The organism is Ensifer oleiphilus (assembly GCF_013371465.1).
In the GTDB taxonomy this organism is placed as follows: domain Bacteria; phylum Pseudomonadota; class Alphaproteobacteria; order Rhizobiales; family Rhizobiaceae; genus Ensifer; species Ensifer oleiphilus.
The window spans coordinates 533,948-550,606 of the sequence record NZ_JABWDU010000001.1 but is presented as its reverse complement, the minus strand read 5'-3'; the positions used below and the strand labels follow the sequence as shown (position 1 = coordinate 550,606).

Genomic DNA, 16,659 nt, shown 5'->3' with positions numbered 1-16,659 from the left:
CCATTCCTTTCGCTTTCGTCGCACATTTTGCGTGCCACAATTGAAATGGACATAGGACGTCGCGCCTGAAACCGCAACGGCATCAGGCGCGACGGGTAAAATCAGTCGCTGACGCGCTCGACGTGAGCGCCGCAACGGGTGAGCTTTTCTTCCAGCCGCTCGAAGCCGCGGTCTAGATGGTAGACGCGCGACACCATGGTCTCGCCTTCCGCCGCCAGACCGGCGATGACGAGCGAGACCGAGGCACGAAGGTCGGTTGCCATCACGGGCGCGCCCTTCAGCCGGCTGACGCCCTCGATCTTGGCGGTCTGGCCCGACAGCGAGATCTTGGCGCCGAGGCGCGCCAGCTCCTGCACGTGCATGAAGCGGTTTTCGAAGATCGTCTCGGTGATATGCGAGGTGCCCTTCGCCATGGTCATCAGACCCATGAACTGCGCCTGCAGATCGGTCGGGAACCCCGGGAAGGGATCGGTGACGATATCGACCGGCTTGATACCGGCGCCGTTGCGCACGACGCGGATGCCACTGTTGGTCTCGGTGATTTCGGCGCCGGCGCGACGGATCGCTTCCAGCGCGGTGTCGAGCAGCGCCATATCCGTGTCTTCGAGGATGACGTCGCCGCCCGTCATGGCCACGGCCATGGCATAGGTGCCGGTCTCGATACGGTCAGGCAGGACGCGGTGACGGGCGCCCGACAACGAGCGCACGCCTTCGATGGTGATCGTTGCTGTGCCCTGACCGGTGATCTTTGCGCCCATGGCGTTCAGGCAATTGGCAAGGTCGACAACCTCAGGCTCGCGCGCGGCATTGCCGAGCACGGTGGTGCCGTTGGCAAGCGTCGCTGCCATCATCAGCACGTGCGTGGCGCCGACGGAGACCTTCGGGAAGGTGTAGCGGGCGCCGATCAGGCCGCCTGCCGGCGCCGTCGCGTTGACGTAGCCGCTGTCGATCTCGATGTTGGCGCTGAGTGCCTGCAGGCCCTCGATGAACAGATCGACCGGGCGCGTGCCGATGGCGCAGCCGCCCGGCAGCGACACGCGGGCCTTGCCTTCACGCGCGAGCAGCGGGCCGATGACCCAGAAGCTTGCGCGCATCTTCGACACAAGCTCATAGGGGGCCGTCGTGTCGACGATGTTGCGGCAGGTGAAATGAATCGTGCGGGCATAGCTTTCGCCCTGGCGCTCGCGCCGGCCGTTGACCGAGATATCGGCGCCGTGGTTGCCGAGGATGCGGATCAGTTGCTCGACGTCGGCCAGATGCGGAACGTTTTCCAGCGTCAGCGTATCGTCGGTCAACAGCGATGCGATCATCAGCGGCAGGGCCGCATTCTTCGCGCCGGAAATCGGGATGACCCCGTGAAGTTCATTCCCGCCTACAATCCTGATGCGATCCATGAGGCCTCTCGAACGGGCTTGGCCCGCCTTTCCAAAAAAATGAAGTGTGTCTGAAGGCGCCTCTTTAGGGGAGACGCCACGAAATTAGAAGTGCCTTGAACGCATGGCAGCCACAGCCGCCTGCTGTTGTGAAAGGTCGCCGAACGGCGCCCTCCCCGTACTAATCGTCCGATTCGTCCGTTTTTGCGGCAGGCAGGCCGATCGCCTCGTCCGGGGCACCAGACCGGCGCGCGCGCATCTGCTGCTTGCGGCGCTGTAGATTGTCGCGCAGCGTCTTGGCAAGGCGCGCCTTGCGCAGGTCCTGCTCGGTCGTATCCTTCTGCTTGCGCTTTGCCGGCGCATTCTCCGGCTCGACCAACGAGGCTTCGCTCTCAGCGCTTTTCTTGTCGTCTATTTGCATGAGGATGCATTAGCGCAAAACCAGGGGGTTCGGAAGCCGAAACGGATTTTCTCACAGAACAACAGCGAAAACTTCAAAATGCTGCTTGCGCTCCCCGTTCAGCTATGGCAATAGCCGCCTCGCTTGATGCGGCTTGTCAACGAACCGGCCGCGAGATGCTGCTATAGCTCAGGGGTAGAGCACTCCCTTGGTAAGGGAGAGGCCGAGAGTTCAAATCTCTCTAGCAGCACCATTCCCCCACATACGTCTTAAAACCTGATCGCTGTTCGGCATCGCTTTGCGACGGAAAGCATTGACGTGTGCATACCCGCCAAGCCTGCCCAGGCATCGACAAACAAAGCCTTGCAATCGTCACATTCAGCTCCTATCTGGCGGAAATCGATATTGCTGACGAACTTTGTGTCGGCGCCCTAAGCGCGTGAGAGACGGACTTCCCTCTTCAAAATCGGTTATCCTGATCCGGAGGTTTGTTCCGGGAATGTCTATTACGAACGATTGAAAGGGAATCGTCATGGCTACAGGCACAGTAAAGTGGTTCAACAGCACCAAGGGTTTCGGCTTCATTCAGCCTGACGACGGCAGCCCTGATGTCTTCGTTCACATTTCGGCCGTTCAGCGCGCAGGCCTTTCCGGCCTCAACGAAGGTCAGCAGATCAGCTACGAGCTGACGCGCGACCGCAAGACCGGCAAGTCTTCTGCAGACAACCTGCAGGCCAAGTAATTTTCGCGGCAGCCGCCGAACGCAGATGTGCGGGCAGCGGTTCTATAGCGAATGGGAAGGTCGGGTTCGCCCGGCCTTTTTTATTGCGCTGATGTCACCGAAGACGGACAAATCTTCCTAAGAACCGGCGGTGACCCAAGCTGAAATATGAAGCGGGCTCAAGGCATTACCACGCCATCAGCTCGACCTCCTCAGCGACGGCGCGACCAGGATTAGGTCACGCACAGGGAACGTTTTGCGCTAGCCGGCGTTACCTCTTCAACGGCAATGACGTGGAGGTTTTGAAATGAAAGGCATCGTTCTCTGGCTCATGGGCGTACCCCTGATCGCCATCATCCTGCTTTATATGTTCGTGTTTTAACCTGTCGCTCGGGCAGGCTGAGCGATGGAGCGATCGAAACGTTCAAGCGGAATTTTAATTTGTAGTTGCAGGCGCCGAAGAATGCGCCTTAACGCAACCTTAAGATTCGCCCCCTAGATTTGACAGCGCGATGATGGACAATCGCAACGCTTAAATCCCCTTTTGAAACCGGCTCGCGCCGGTTTCTTTTTGTCCGGTCTTCTCGTTGACGTTGTCAGACCTTGACGGCCTGTTCGACGAAATCCTCGCTTCCGAAGAATTTCAGATAGCGCTGGACCTCCGCGGCGTCACCGGTCGCCTTGCGAGGGTTGTCCGACAGTTTGACCGCCGGCCGGCCGTCGGCATCACTGACCTTGCAGACGATCGATATCGGATTGAGGCCCCTGATCTCGGTGGGCGCGCAATCGGCGAAATCATTGGTGAGATTGGTTCCCCAGCCGAAGCTCATGCGCACGCGCCCTTCGAAATGCCGGTAGGTTTCGATGATCGTTTCGACATCGAGGCCATCGGAAAAGATCAAGAGCTTTTCGCGCGGATCGCGCCCCATCTTCTTCCACCAGGCGATGATCTTCTCGCCGCCTTCGATCGGCGGGGCGCTGTCCGGGCGAAAACCGGTCCAGTCCGCCACCCAGGCCGGAGCATCGCGCAGGAACGCGGCTGTGCCGAAGGCATCGGGAAGCACGATCAGCAGATTGCCGCCGTAGAGCTGGTTCCAGTCCTGCAGCACCTTATAGGGGGCCTGGGCGAGTTCGGCGTCGTTGCGGGCGAGTGCTGCTGCCACCATCGGCAGTTCATGCGCGTTGGTGCCAAGCGCTTCCAGATCCGTATCCATGGCCAGGAGCACGTTGCTGGAGCCGGAGAAAGATGCCCCAATGCCTTCCTTCAACGCCTCGACGCACCACCGCTGCCACAGGAAGCTATGGCGCCTTCGGGTGCCGAAGTCAGAGATCCTGAGGCTGGGATACTGCCTGAGCCGCTCGACCTTCGACCACATCTTCGCCTTGGCTCGGGCATAGAGCACATCGAGCGTGAAAGGACCGAGCCCCTTCATCGCCGAGCGCGAGCGCAACTCGTTGATGATCGCAAGCGCCGGGATTTCCCACATGGTGGTCTCGGCCCAACGTCCGCAGAAGGTCAGCTCGAACTGGCCGTCACGCCGCGACAGCTCGTAATCCGGCAGCCGGAATTTCGCGAGCCAGGCGAGAAACTCCGGCGAAAAGATCTGCTTGCGACCGTAGAACGAGTTACCGGCAAGCCAGATCATTTCCTTCTTGGAGAACCGCAGTTCGCGGGCGTGATCGAGCTGCTCGCGCAGTTCATGCTCGTCGATCTCGTCGGCGAGCCGCACCGTCTTGGTGCGGTTGATCAGCGAGAAGGTCGCGTCCACATCCGGGTAGAGCTGCCAGATCATCTGCAGCATCAACAGCTTGTAGAAATCCGTATCGAGCAGGCTGCGCACAATCGGGTCGAGCTTCCAGGCGTGGTTGTAGACGCGCCTGGCGATATCGGTCTTGGTCATCTCAGGAATTGCTCCTCCTGCAGTGCCGCGCGTCTTACGAGACGCGCAAAGGTCGCTGCCACACTTTGAATTTCAGCATATTTCCTTAATTCGAATGCGAATTAAGGAAATATGCTGAGGGGGCGCAAGGCTAAAGCATCCGCACGCCGGCTTGTCGCATGCGCGTGATCATGGCGGAGAGCGAGCCGTTCAGATCGATACCCCTGGTGGCATCGAGCACGACCGAGGTCGAAAACCCTCTCGCAACCGCGTCGAGCGCTGAAAAGGCCACACAGAAATCGGTCGCCAGACCGCACAGGGTGACGCTGTCGATACCGCGGTCCCGGAGATAGCCGGTCAAGCCGGTTGGCGTCCGGCGATCGTTTTCGAAGAAGGCGGAATAGCTGTCGATGCCGGTGCGAAACCCCTTGCGGATCACCAGCTCGGCGCGCGTCCATTCCAGCGACGGGTGGAAATCGGCACCGGCGCTGCCCTGAACACAATGGTCGGGCCAAAGCGTCTGCTCGCCATAGGGCATCGTCACCGTCTCGAACGGCGTCTTTCCCGGATGGACGGAAGCGAAGCTCGAATGCCCTTGGGGATGCCAGTCCTGCGTCAGCACCACATGCTCGAATTTCCGGATCAGATCATTGACCACAGGCACGATCTCATCGCCGCCGGAAACGGCAAGCGCTCCACCCGGGCAGAAATCGTTTTGCACGTCGACGACGATCAACCCTTCACCAGCCATCGCTTTTCCTTCGACCGGACCAATTTCTATCGATCACCAAAATCGATTTAAGTCCAAGATCAATCACAGAATTTGGGCGACGGCAACCCGCTTCGGGCGCTCCGTGGCTCGATCCTCGAACGCAAAAGAAAAAGGGCGCCGACCGCGGTCGACGCCCTCTTCGAAATGCACACTGAAACGGATCAGTTGTTGATGCTGTTGATGTTGTCGGCGATCGAGAAGCCGGAATTGGCGATGCCGACCGGCTGCGCAACAAAGTTCAGGAACTTCGAGAAATCGACCGACGGATGGCGCGATGCGTAGATCACGTCGCGGTTCTTGATCGGGAACGTCTGGCCGACGATCAGGCTGTCCGGCTTGCTCATGTCGAAGCGGTAGACGATCGGGTAACGCCCCTGGCTGTCGGTGTTCATACCCTTGCGCAACATCTCGTTGAAGCGCTCGCGGCCGAGAAGGCTCATGACCACATCCGGCTCTTCGTAGCGGAAAATAAAGTAGCCCTTCATATCCAGCGCGTAGTCGGAACCACCGCCGGCCAAGCCCATGGCTTCCAGCAGGTTGAGATCGTTGGCACCGAACTCGACGCGCTGGTTCGCCTTGACGGCGCCGAGGATCGTGAAGCGGCGCGGATCGCGCGCAACGAAAATCTGGTCGCCCGGCTTGACATGGATGTTTTCAGACGGGTTCTCGATGATCGACTTCAGGAGAACCGTACCGGTCTTCTTGCCGCGCACCAGCGTCACGTAGGTCTCGTACGGCTGAGCGACGGGGCCGCCTGCCTTGGCGATGACCTCGTTGATCGTTTCGTCGACGAGGCTGAGCGGGACCACCGACGATTTGCCGACGGCACCCGAAACGGTAACGTTGCGAGACGCGGTGCTCATGCTCGTGACGATGACGTCGGGCTCGACCGCCTTCTGCTTCAGCGCTTCCAGGATTTCCTGGCGCGCCTGTTCCAGCGTCAGGCCGGCAAACTGGACGGAGCCGACATAGGGAATGGCTGCCTTGCCGTCAGGCTGAACGACCAGATCGATGCTTGTCTGCTTGGAATCCTGCGTCGAGAAGAGGCCGTCGCTGCCGGCCTCGAAGATCGACACCTTCAATGCGTCGCCAACGCCGATAACCACCCGTCCGACGCCGCCACCGATGCCAAACCGACGGTTGAGCGTCGACGACACATAGTCGGACACCAAGCGTGCAGACTGGCCGTTCACATCGACGATGTCAAAGACTGTGGCGTTCTTTCGACCGATTTCGGCGCCGGATTGACCAGCATCCGCAACAATGGCCCCGGCCAGCGGCCCCTCGCCCGGAACAGCCTGACATCCCGCAAGCGCGGTAGAAAGCAGAAGGGCAGCTACACGTTTCAACTACGACACTCCGAATTCGGCACAGCCATGATTCTGTTCATAGTTCTGCACCGCATGATCTCCCGGTCGGGAATCCGCCGGTCTCTGAAAAGCACAATAGCCGTCTCACAACAAGTCACTTGCAGACGAAGACAAGCAAAATAATTGGCCCTGCGCCTTTCCGGTCATACCTCCTACACCTTGCCGGGTTTGCCTCCCGATTTGTCTTGGATGAAGGTTCTTGGCATGTATATGTTAGGCCTTTGGACTTGAAAGCTAGGCACTTTAAGTTAAAAGCTGCCTAATGAGGCGGGACGAATATACGTGGGGATAACCCTGGGGCGGGATGATTGGTGGTTGCGTTTTCCGCTTGGAGCCGCAATCGCAGATGCAACTTTAACGTCAGCTTAGAGCGTTCGATCATATATGGCTGTTGAGATTATTGGGCGTGCATGCCTCGCCCCTGGAGCAGAATCGCCTTCGGCGTTGTTCAAACTTCTTCGTCAGGGCAAGTGCACGGTTACCAGCATCCCCTCCGATCGCTGGGACGTTGCACGTTTCTGGCATCCGGTCATGGGGACGCAGGGCAAGACCTACTCCTTTGCTGCTGGCGTGCTCGATCAGCTCTATGACTTCGACCCGGCCGTCTTCGGCATGTCGCAGCGCGAAGCCATGTATATGGATCCGCAGCAGCGCGTGCTCCTGCAGCTTGCCTGGCGCGCGCTTGAAGACGCCAATATCTCCACGACCTCGCTGCTTGGCGAGAATGTCGGCGTTTATATCGGCGCATCGAGCCTCGACCATGCCAATCTGACGGTCGAGGATCCGGCTGCCGCCGGACCGTACTTCATGACCGGCAACACTCTGTCGATCGTCTCCAATCGTATTTCGCACATTTTCGGGCTGAGCGGCCCTAGCATGACCGTCGATACGGCCTGTTCCTCCTCGCTCGTCGCGCTCGATCAGGCGATGCGGGCGCTCAACGCCGGCGAGATCGATACGGCGATCGTCGGTGGCGTCAATATTCTCGCCCATCCCCTGCCGTTCGTCGGTTTTGCGCAGGCGCGCATGCTTTCGCCCGAAGGGCTCTGCCGCGCCTATGACAACGATGGCGCAGGCTATGTGCGCGCCGAGGGCGGCGTCGTATTCGTGTTGCGCCGCTCTGACCGCGCCCGCAAGGAAAAAGACCGGAGCTACGCCCGGATCGTTGCGACAGGCGTCAATTCTGCCGGCCGGACCAACGGCATCTCGCTCCCCTCGCGCGAAGCCCAGGCAAACCTGCTCAGGGCGATCTACGAAGGCAACGGCATCGATGCCAACCAGGTCGCCTTCGTCGAAGGTCACGGCACGGGCACCAAAGTTGGCGACCCGGCGGAAGTCTGGTCCATCGGCACGGTCATCGGCGCCAACCGCCGGGCACCGGTTCCGATCGGCTCGATCAAATCGAACATCGGCCACACCGAACCGGCCTCCGGCCTCTTCGGCATGATGAAGGCGATCCTGGCGCTCGAGAACAACTACCTGCCCGCATCGCTGCACTTCGAGACGCCGAACGAACATATCGATTTCGACGGGTTGAACGTGCGTGTCACGGCCAGTCCGATCGAGCTGTTGCGCGGCAAGCGCGCCCGGCTTGCCGGTATCAACTCGTTCGGTTTCGGTGGCGCCAACGCCCACGTCGTTATCAGCGATCCGGAGCCGGTTTCCGAGGACAAGATCAACAATCCGCCGTCGTCAGGGCATGTCTTCCTGGCAAGCGCCCACACCGCATCCAGCCTTGAAGCCCTGCTGAAGGACTACAAGACGCGTTTTGCCAACGCGTCCAAGGGCGAGATCCGCTCAATGGTCGCCGCATCCGGCGCCAACCGCACGCACATGCGCTACCGGTTCGCGGCCCGTAGCGACCATCCCGAAGATATCGTTCGTGCGATCGCGAGCCATGTGGAAAAGCCGGGCTCGGATATCGGCGAAGTCGGCGAAGCCGTAACCCGGGATGCCAAGGTCGCCTTCGTCTTTTCGGGCAATGGCTCGCAGTGGGCGGGCATGGGCGTCGAAGCGTTCCGTGAAAACCTTCACTTCCGCCAGTGTTTCACGTCGGTCAGCGCGCTCTTCAAGTTCCATTCGGACATTTCTCTGATCGAGCTTCTGACTGATCCCGACCTCGACAAAAAGCTTTCCGATACGAAGATCGCCCAGCCGCTGCTCTTCGCGGTTCAGGCCGCCCTTTCCGATTCGCTTGTCGCGATGGGCATCAAGCCGGTCGCCGTTTTTGGTCATTCGGTCGGCGAAATCGCCGCTGCCTATGCGGCCGGCGCGCTGTCGATGGTCGATGCCGTCTCGATCGTCGCCAAGCGGTCGCTGCACCAGGATCTGCTAGCCGGCCATGGGACGATGGCCGCCGTCATGCTGGGTGAAGATGCTGCACGCGCCTTTGCCGAGGCACGCGGCCTCGACGAGCTTTGCGTCGCTGCCGTCAACGCCCATAATTCGGTGACGATCTCGGGCCCGGCGCATCAGATTTCCGCTTTCCGCGACGCGGCGCGCAAGGCCAAGATCCCGGTCCAGATTCTAGATATCAACTACCCCTTCCACCACCCGATCATCGACCGGGCAAAGGACGCGTTCCTCTCGGACATCCCCGACATCGCGCCCCGCCGGGCGGAAGTCACCTATCTGTCGACGGTGACGGGTGCGGCCCTTGACGGGACGCAACTCGACCCGGACTACTGGTGGAAGAATGTCCGCGAGCCGGTTCGCTTCCAGGCTGCGGCAGAAGCGGCGATCGAGCTCGGTTGCCGGCTCTTTGTCGAGATTTCTCCGCGCCCGATCCTCTCTTCCTACGTCAAGGAAACGATCAAGCAAGCGGCCTCGCCGGGCATGGTCGTGCCGACACTGCTCAGAGACGTCGGAGCGACCGGCCAGGATCCGATCTCGGCGGCCATGGCGCGGGCTGTCGCCCACGGCGCCATCGTCGACACGACACGCGTTTTCGGCAAGCGCAATGCGGCGATCTCGCTGCCGAGCCTGCCGTTCGAGCCGGTCGAACTGCGGCCGGCTGCTACCACCGACGCCACGGACCTCTTCGGCCGCACCGCAAAACCCTATCGCCTGACCGGCTGGCGCAGCGATCCGAACAGCGGCAGCTGGAAGAACCACATCGACGCGCCGCTGTTTCCTGATTTGGCCGAGCATGTCGTCGACGGCAAGGCGATCCTGCCGGGCAGCGGTTTCATCGAAATCGCCATCGCAGCAGCGCAGCAGTTTTATGGTACCGACGAGGTCGAGATCACCAATCTGGAGATCGTCCGGCCGCTGGAGCTCAGCGACAGCCGCATCATGGAGCTGTCGACCGTCCTGTCGCCGGAAACCGGCGACATCGAAATCCGCTCGCGCGAACGGCTGTCGGAAGACGACTGGGCCGTTCACGCGGTTGCCCGGTCCCGCAAGCCGTTGCCGAGTGAAGAACGCCCGCTGCCGTCCTTTGCCGGCATGCAGAAGACGGCAACCGTCGCGCCGGCAAAAGCATACGAAACGGCACGACAGTTCGGCCTCGACTACGGTCCGCGTTTCCAGTTGCTCGCCAAGGCCGTTGCCTATGACGATCGGTTCGTCGACGTCGAGCTGAAGAGCCCGGATAAATCCGGACATCCGCTGATCACCTATGCGCTGAACCCGATCTCCGTGGACGCCACGTTCCACGGCCTTGTTGCGCTTTTTGACCGCTTTACCGGCGACAAGAGCGGTGCGCCCTATATTCCGGTGCGGTTCGGTTCCGTTCGCGTCGTCAATGCCGGTCAGCCTATCGCGCGCGCCACGATCGAGATCGAGCGTGTCAGCGCCAATTCGATCAAGGCCAAGTTCCACTTCTTCGACAAGTCGGGCGGCCCGGTTGCCTATTTCGAGGATTGCCGCTTCCGGCGCACCTATCTGCGCAAGCACAAGACGCTGGACGCCCTCTCGTTCCACTACGAGACTGTGCTTTCCGAGGCGCTCCTGCCGACGGTTGATGCTGGCGTCCAAGCGCCGGTGACCCTTGGCGTCACGACCGCGGCCGATACCGGTATCGACAACACGACGCTGTTGTTCAACGCAGCCATCTATCGCGCCTGCCAGGAAATTGCGCTGAAGCTCGGCAAGGGACGATCGGTCGTGCGCAGCGACAGCCTGCCTGGCGATTTCGCCTTCCAATGTTTCCTGGCGAGCTGCCTCTACGTGCTTGAGGATGCCGGTCTCTGCGAACACAAGGACGGTGTCTGGACCGTCGCGCAGGAATTCAGCCTTCCGAGCGTTTCCGAGATCCTGCGCGAGCTCTATGGCGAGCGCCCGGATCGCGCCGTCGAGGCGGTTCTGATCAACAACGCCTACGCGGAAGCCCTGGCGCGTCTTGATGTCCTGCTGGCGGCTCCGGCCGGTGGCGAAACCGAAGCCGTCGCCAATTCCGGTTTCATCAGCGATGCGACGCTGGACCATCAGGCCGTGCACTCCGAGGCAAGCCGCCAGCGTATGGCGCTCGTTCTCGACGCCGTGGAAGCGACGCTGCGTGCCCAGCCAGCCGGAATGCGCCTGCGCATTGTCGAATTCGGCAGCGTTTCCGCCGGCTTCACCCGTCGCCTGTCGGCGCTTGCTGCCAAACACGGCGCGAGCCTCAGCGTGGTCGAGCCGCGCGACAACGCGCAACGTGGCCTGGAACTCGCCTTTGAAAACGATGCCCATGTCCGCATTCTCAAGAAGGGTGAGCTGGCGACCCACGCGCCATTCGATCTCGCCATCAGCGCATCCGACCGCCTTTACGGTCTGATTGAAGACGATATCGACGTTCGCGCGGCGCTTCGCTCGACGCTGCGGCGGACCGGTGGTCTTGTCGCCGCAGTCGGTGCGCCATCGCTCTTCAACGATTTTGCGCTCGGACTGTCGGACGGCTGGTTTGCCCGCAGCCAGGCAGCCGAATTCCCGATCGGCAATCTCGCAGCCGTGCCGCATTGGCAGAAATGTCTGGTCGATCTCGACCTTCGCGAGATCGACGTTACGGATCGCGAATGCGCCAGCGGCAACATCATCGTTCTTGAGGCACGCGGCGTGGAAACGCCGGTGCCTGCCGAGACCGGTGCCGATGCTGCCGTTGCAGCAGTTGGGACCTACCTGCTGCTCCAGGTCGGTGTGCGCCTGAAAACGCAGCCGTCCACAGGCGCCATCCCGGTCAATCTGACGGGTGACACGTCCACGGATACGGCGTTGCTTCGCGATGCGCTCGCGGCCTACGGCGATCGACCCGTTCGGGCCGTCTTCCTGTCGTCGCCTGCGCCCAAGAGCCGGACAGACGACTCCGCCTCGCTGCAGGCCCAGGTTCTGGCGCTCAGCGCTGTTGCAGAAGTGCTGCGCCAGCATGTCGGCGATACCGATCCAAACGGCGACGCACGGCCCAGGCTCGTTGTTGTCGCGCCTGACGGGGCACCGGTTGCGGCCCGCGTCGCGGGCACGACGGCCGTAAGCTCCGGCACCAATGCCGGCCTTTGGGCCTTCGCCCGCGTGCTGCAGAACGAATACGAGTTCCTCGACGTCCACGCTCTGGATCTTGCCGCAGACAGCGCGACGTCTGACGAGCAGAAGACTGCTGCGGCGCTTCCCTTGCTTGCCGTTTCCGGCGCCAATCGTGAATGGCTGCTGGAAGGGCCGAGCGGATCGCTCTCGGAAATCCGCGCGGTTTCCGGTCCGACCGACAGCGCCCATGGCTCGACGGCGTCCTTCGACGCAGCCACGATCCGTCAACGGGTCGCCTCTCAGGTCGGCAGCATCGTTTGGGAAGAAAGCAATGTGCCGACCGCGGGCCCAGGCGACGTCGTCGTCAAGGTGGCCGCCACCGGCCTCAACTTCCGCGACGTCATGTGGGCCATGGGTCTTCTGCCCGAAGAAGCACTTGAAGACGGCTTTGCCGGTGCGACGATCGGCATGGAACTGTCCGGCCACGTCGTTGCCGTCGGCCAAGGCGTGGACGATCTTTCGGTTGGCGACGCCGTCATGGCGATCGCTTCGGCGGCGTTCTCCACCCATGCGGTCGTTTCGCGCGCCGGTGTCGCCCGGCTGCCGCAATCGGTCAGCCCGGTCGCGGCGGCCACCGTGCCGGTCGCCTTCCTCACCGCCTACTATGCCATGGTCGAACTCGGCCGCATCCAGGCCGGCGAAACGATCCTCATTCATGGTGCGGCCGGTGGCGTCGGCCTCGCAGCACTTCAGGTTGCCAAGCTGAAGGGCGCGAAAGTCATTGCCACAGCCGGCACCCGCGAGAAGCGCCGCTTCCTTTCGATGCTCGGCGCTGACCATGTGTTCGATTCGCGCTCGCTCGGTTTCGTCAACGACGTGCGCGCCGTGACAAACGGCGAAGGCGTCGACCTCGTCCTGAACTCGCTCTTCGCCGAAGCGATGGAGCAGAGCCTGGCGCTCGTCAAACCGTTCGGCCGTTTCCTCGAACTCGGCAAGCGCGACTACTACGCCGACAGCAAGATCGGCCTTCGGCCGTTCCGTCGCAATGTCAGCTACTTCGGCATCGACGCGGACCAATTGCTGGTCAACGCGCCGGCGCTCACCAAGCGCATCTTCACCGAGATCGGCGCGCTGTTCGAGGACGGCAAGCTGACACCGCTGCCGTACCGCGCCTTCGACTTCGACGAAATCGGCAATGCGTTCCGGCTGATGCAGAACGCAGGCCATATCGGCAAGATCGTCGTGCTGCCGCCGGTCGCCGGCAAACACCAGGTCGCAACCCGGCCGCGCGGTGGCGTCAAAGTCGACCCTGAAGGCATGCACCTCGTCGTCGGCGGCATCGGCGGCTTCGGCTTGGCCGCTGCCAACTGGCTTGCCGACAAGGGTGCGAAGAACATCGCGCTCTGCTCGCGGCGCGGTCTTGCCGACGCGGAAACGACGGCGATGATCGAGCTTTGGGCCAAGGCCGGCATCTCGGCGACGGTTCATGCCTGCGACATCACGGATGCGACGACAGCAGACCAACTGCTCACGGAATTGCGGGCGATAGCACCGCTGCGCTCCATCGTTCATGCAGCGATGGTGCTGGACGACGCGCTCATCAGCAATCTCAATCGCGAGCGCAACCGGCCGGTCATCGACACGAAGGCAAAGGGTGCCGCTGTTCTCGATCAGCTGACCCGCGGCGACGCGCTCGACAACTTCATCCTGTTCTCGTCGGCAACGACGCTGGTCGGCAATCCCGGCCAGGCGAATTACGTTGCCGCCAACGGTTACCTCGAAGGTCTCGCCCGCGCCCGGCGCGCCGAAGGGCTTGCCGGTCTTGCGGTCGGGTTCGGCGCGATCGCCGACAAGGGCTATCTGGTACAGAACACCGACGTCAACGATATCCTGGCCAAGCGCATCGGCAAGACGGCGCTGAAGGCGCAGACGGCGCTCGACATGGTCGAAAGCCACCTTGCCGGCGACCCCGGCACGGTGGACGCTGCCGTCGTGATGATATCGGAGATCGATTGGTCGGCGGCCCGCAACCTGCCGGTCGCCCGCAATGCGCTCTTCGAGGTTATCCTGCGCAGCGCCGATCAGCATTCGTCCGGCGGCGAAGGCACCAAGATGGACCTCGTCGCGATGATCGAGGGCAAATCTGCACAAGAAGCCGAGGATATTCTCTTCGATCTGGTCGCAGGCGAAATTGCCGCGATCCTGCGGGTGTCGAAGGATACGGTCACGCGCAGCAAGGTCTTGAAGGAAATCGGCCTCGACAGCCTGATGGCCGTCGAACTCGGCATGAGCTTCCAGCAGAACACCGGCTTCGACATGCCGCTGAGTGGCGTCGCAGACAACACGACGGTTGGCGACGTCGCCCGTAAGCTCTATGAGAAGGTCAGCAAGCGAGACCAGGGCGACGACAGCGACGGTGCGGACGACAAGTTGGTCACCGAGTTGGCGCAACGGCATGTCGGTACGGCAAAGGAAAAAGCACAGAGCCAATGAGCACGAACGGAAACGGTCCCGGCTCGTCCAAGATGACCAGCAGCCTCAAGGAGAACCTGCTGGACCGGATGAGAAACACGCATCAATCCTCCGAGCGCAACCGCATGGCGCGGTCGGAGCGAGAGATGCCGCCGCCGGCCCGCCGGCAACAGGCCCGTTTCGAGGATCTGCCCGAGTACAAGCAGGTTCAGACCCAGAAGTTCGCCAGCGAACAGCTCGGGATCGCAAATCCGTTCTACCGGGCGCATCAGACCGCAGCCGGTGCCACGACCGTCATCGACGGCCGCAAGCTGATCAACTTCGCGTCCTATGATTATCTTGGCCTCAACCGGCACCCTGAAGTGCTGGCAAGGGCAAAGGAAACCGTCGAGACCTTCGGGATCTCCGCCTCGGCCAGCCGGCTTGTCGCCGGCGAGCGGCCTGTTCATGTCGAGCTGGAAGAAAAGATCGCCCGTTTCTACGGCGTCGATGCCGCCGTCTGCTTCGTCAGCGGTTATCTGACCAATGTCGCCGCCATCAGCTGCCTGATGGGGCCGAAGGATCTCGTCGTCCACGACGAGTTCATCCACAACAGCGCACTTGCCGGCATCAAGCTCTCCGGCGCCACGCGGCGACTGTTCAAGCACAATGACGCCAACGACCTTGAACATGTGCTGCGCACGGTCGACGAAGCCCATTCCCTGGGGGTGGTCGGCAAACACGGCCGCGGCCTTGCGGAGCACTTCGGCGTCGATCCGAATGAGATCGACATATGGATGGGCACGCTGTCGAAAACGACGTCCAGCTGCGGCGGTTACATCGCCGGCAGCGAAGCACTCGTTGCCGTCCTCAAGGCGTCTGCTGGAGGCTTCGTCTACAGCGTCGGCCTTGCACCGGTTCTGGCCGCGTCGGCCGCCGCAAGCCTCGACGTGCTTGCGCGCGAGCCGTCGCGCACCGCCGCCCTCAGGCGCAATGGTGCGCTCTTCCTAAAACTTGCCAAGGAGGCGGGTCTGGACACCGGTCTCAGCAGCGGCTTTTCGGTGGTGCCGGTTCTGGTCGGCGATTCCCTGCGCGCTGTTCAGCTTTCCAACGATCTGCTTGCGGCCGGCGTCAATGCGCTACCAATCATCCACCCGGCGGTTCCCGAAGGGTTGGCGCGGCTGCGCTTCTTCATAACCAGCGACCATACCGAAGAGCAGATCCGCAAAACGGTGACCCTGACGGCAGAACGCCTGAAGGATCTGACCGAACGCAATTTCGGCCTTGGCGGCATCGACATCGACCAGATGATGAAAGCGCTCTCGGCGCGTTGACGACAAAGCGCAAGCCCCCTCCTGGGGCCGGATGCCGCGGGCGGGAAGCAGCATGACCCATGTGATCATCACCGGCGGCTCGAGCGGCATAGGGCTGGCGATCGCATCGATCTACGCCAGCCGCGGCGCGCGCCTCTCGCTGATCGCCCGTTCGGCCGAGATCCTGAAACAGGCACAGGATGAACTCGCCTCGAAGGCATCGACAGTCGGGGACATCCGGATCGAGACGGCCGACGTTGCGAGGGAGGACGAAATCGCAGCGGCCATCCATCGCTGCGAAGCCGCATTCGGACCCTGCGACATCCTGGTGACCTCGGCTGGCGTCGTCGAGCCCGGCCGGTTCGAAGAGCTTGGCAGCTCCGCGTTCCAGCGGCAGATGGACACGAATTTTTCCGGCACTGTCCATGCGGTGCGCGCCGTCTACGCCGGAATGACGCAACGCGGGCGCGGAAAAATCATGATGATCTCTTCCGGCGCCGGCCTACTCGGCATTTACGGCTACTCTGCCTATTGTGCGTCGAAGTTCGCCCTTCACGGCTTTGCGCAGGCGCTTCGCTCGGAGGCGCGCGGGCGTGGCGTGAACGTCTCCGTCTGCTTTCCGCCGGACACTGAGACGCCGCAGTTTCAGCGCGAGCTTGCATTTCGGCCCGCCGAGGCGGCAGCGGTCATGGGGACGGTCAGCCCGTGGCCGGCAGAAGCGGTGGCCCGCAAGGTCGTCGCCGGCATCGAGCGCGGTCGGTTCGAGATCTATTTTGGCCTCACGCTTTTTCTTCTCGGCCGGTTCGGCCCGGCCGTCAGACCGCTTCTCAACTGGTGGTTCGATCGGGCGGTGGCCCGCAGTAGCAGTGGAGTATCAAAACACGGCGGGTGACGGCGCTTGTGCGTGCCGACGATAGGTTCTAAGTCTCAGACCGATCCCGGG

9 protein-coding genes and 1 tRNA gene are annotated in these 16,659 nt (G+C 62.0%); 5 read left to right on the top strand and 5 right to left on the bottom strand.

The genetic code is table 11. The annotated features are described in order from the left end of the window. Positions 1-101 precede the first annotated feature (101 nt). Together murA and HT585_RS02625 are read right to left on the bottom strand one after the other, a co-directional pair. Positions 102-1,394: a UDP-N-acetylglucosamine 1-carboxyvinyltransferase gene (murA, locus tag HT585_RS02630; protein WP_077504382.1), complete on the bottom strand. Its 1,293-nt coding sequence runs from the start codon at positions 1,392-1,394 to the stop codon at positions 102-104. 160 nt (positions 1,395-1,554) lie between these two features. After that, positions 1,555-1,794: a hypothetical protein gene (locus HT585_RS02625; protein ID WP_246707556.1), complete on the bottom strand. Its 240-nt coding sequence runs from the start codon at positions 1,792-1,794 to the stop codon at positions 1,555-1,557. A 157-nt stretch (positions 1,795-1,951) separates the two neighbouring features. Here HT585_RS02625 and HT585_RS02620 point away from each other — a divergent pair. Next, positions 1,952-2,026 (top strand) — tRNA-Thr (locus HT585_RS02620). Positions 2,027-2,305: 279 nt separating this feature from the next. Beyond that, positions 2,306-2,515: a cold-shock protein gene (locus tag HT585_RS02615; RefSeq protein ID WP_025425871.1), complete on the top strand. Its 210-nt coding sequence runs from the start codon at positions 2,306-2,308 to the stop codon at positions 2,513-2,515. Positions 2,516-3,090: 575 nt separating this feature from the next. On the opposite strand, the gene pncB is transcribed toward HT585_RS02615, so the two are convergent. The 3 genes from pncB to HT585_RS02600 all read right to left on the bottom strand — a co-directional run bounded on the left by pncB (position 3,091) and on the right by HT585_RS02600 (position 6,495). Next, a complete protein-coding gene (gene pncB, locus HT585_RS02610) occupies positions 3,091-4,395 on the bottom strand; it encodes a nicotinate phosphoribosyltransferase (protein WP_176351488.1) in 1,305 nt (434 codons plus the stop codon). A gap of 130 nt (positions 4,396-4,525) precedes the next feature. After that, complete coding sequence (gene pncA, locus HT585_RS02605) at positions 4,526-5,125, bottom strand: bifunctional nicotinamidase/pyrazinamidase (RefSeq protein WP_176351487.1); 600 nt, start codon at positions 5,123-5,125, stop codon at positions 4,526-4,528. 182 nt (positions 5,126-5,307) lie between these two features. Then, on the bottom strand, positions 5,308-6,495 hold the full coding sequence (locus HT585_RS02600) for a polysaccharide biosynthesis/export family protein (protein ID WP_176351486.1): 1,188 nt from the start codon (positions 6,493-6,495) through the stop codon (positions 5,308-5,310). Between the two features lie 405 nt (positions 6,496-6,900). Between HT585_RS02600 and HT585_RS02595 the strand changes: the two genes are divergently transcribed. The 3 genes from HT585_RS02595 to HT585_RS02585 are packed head-to-tail and all read left to right on the top strand — an operon-like array spanning position 6,901 to position 16,608. Beyond that, positions 6,901-14,445 (top strand): type I polyketide synthase, encoded by a 7,545-nt coding sequence (locus HT585_RS02595; protein WP_176351485.1) that lies wholly within the window; start codon positions 6,901-6,903, stop codon positions 14,443-14,445. Further along, a complete protein-coding gene (locus HT585_RS02590; RefSeq protein ID WP_176351484.1) occupies positions 14,442-15,737 on the top strand; it encodes an aminotransferase class I/II-fold pyridoxal phosphate-dependent enzyme in 1,296 nt (431 codons plus the stop codon). Before HT585_RS02595 ends, HT585_RS02590 begins: the two co-directional genes overlap by 4 nt. 52 nt (positions 15,738-15,789) lie before the next feature. Then, on the top strand, positions 15,790-16,608 hold the full coding sequence (locus HT585_RS02585) for an SDR family oxidoreductase (protein WP_176351483.1): 819 nt from the start codon (positions 15,790-15,792) through the stop codon (positions 16,606-16,608). The last annotated feature ends 51 nt before the right edge of the window (positions 16,609-16,659 follow it).

Bases quoted from the DNA above. Each gene is read 5' to 3' on its own strand.
- HT585_RS02615 (WP_025425871.1), top strand. From the start codon at position 2,306: ATGGCTACAGGCACAGTAAAGTGGTTCAACAGCACCAAGGGTTTCGGC.
- HT585_RS02625 (WP_246707556.1), bottom strand. From the start codon at position 1,794: ATGCAAATAGACGACAAGAAAAGCGCTGAGAGCGAAGCCTCGTTGGTC.
- HT585_RS02595 (WP_176351485.1), top strand. From the start codon at position 6,901: ATGGCTGTTGAGATTATTGGGCGTGCATGCCTCGCCCCTGGAGCAGAA.
- murA (WP_077504382.1), bottom strand. From the start codon at position 1,394: ATGGATCGCATCAGGATTGTAGGCGGGAATGAACTTCACGGGGTCATC.
- pncA (WP_176351487.1), bottom strand. From the start codon at position 5,125: ATGGCTGGTGAAGGGTTGATCGTCGTCGACGTGCAAAACGATTTCTGC.
- HT585_RS02585 (WP_176351483.1), top strand. From the start codon at position 15,790: ATGACCCATGTGATCATCACCGGCGGCTCGAGCGGCATAGGGCTGGCG.
- HT585_RS02590 (WP_176351484.1), top strand. From the start codon at position 14,442: ATGAGCACGAACGGAAACGGTCCCGGCTCGTCCAAGATGACCAGCAGC.
- pncB (WP_176351488.1), bottom strand. From the start codon at position 4,395: ATGACCAAGACCGATATCGCCAGGCGCGTCTACAACCACGCCTGGAAG.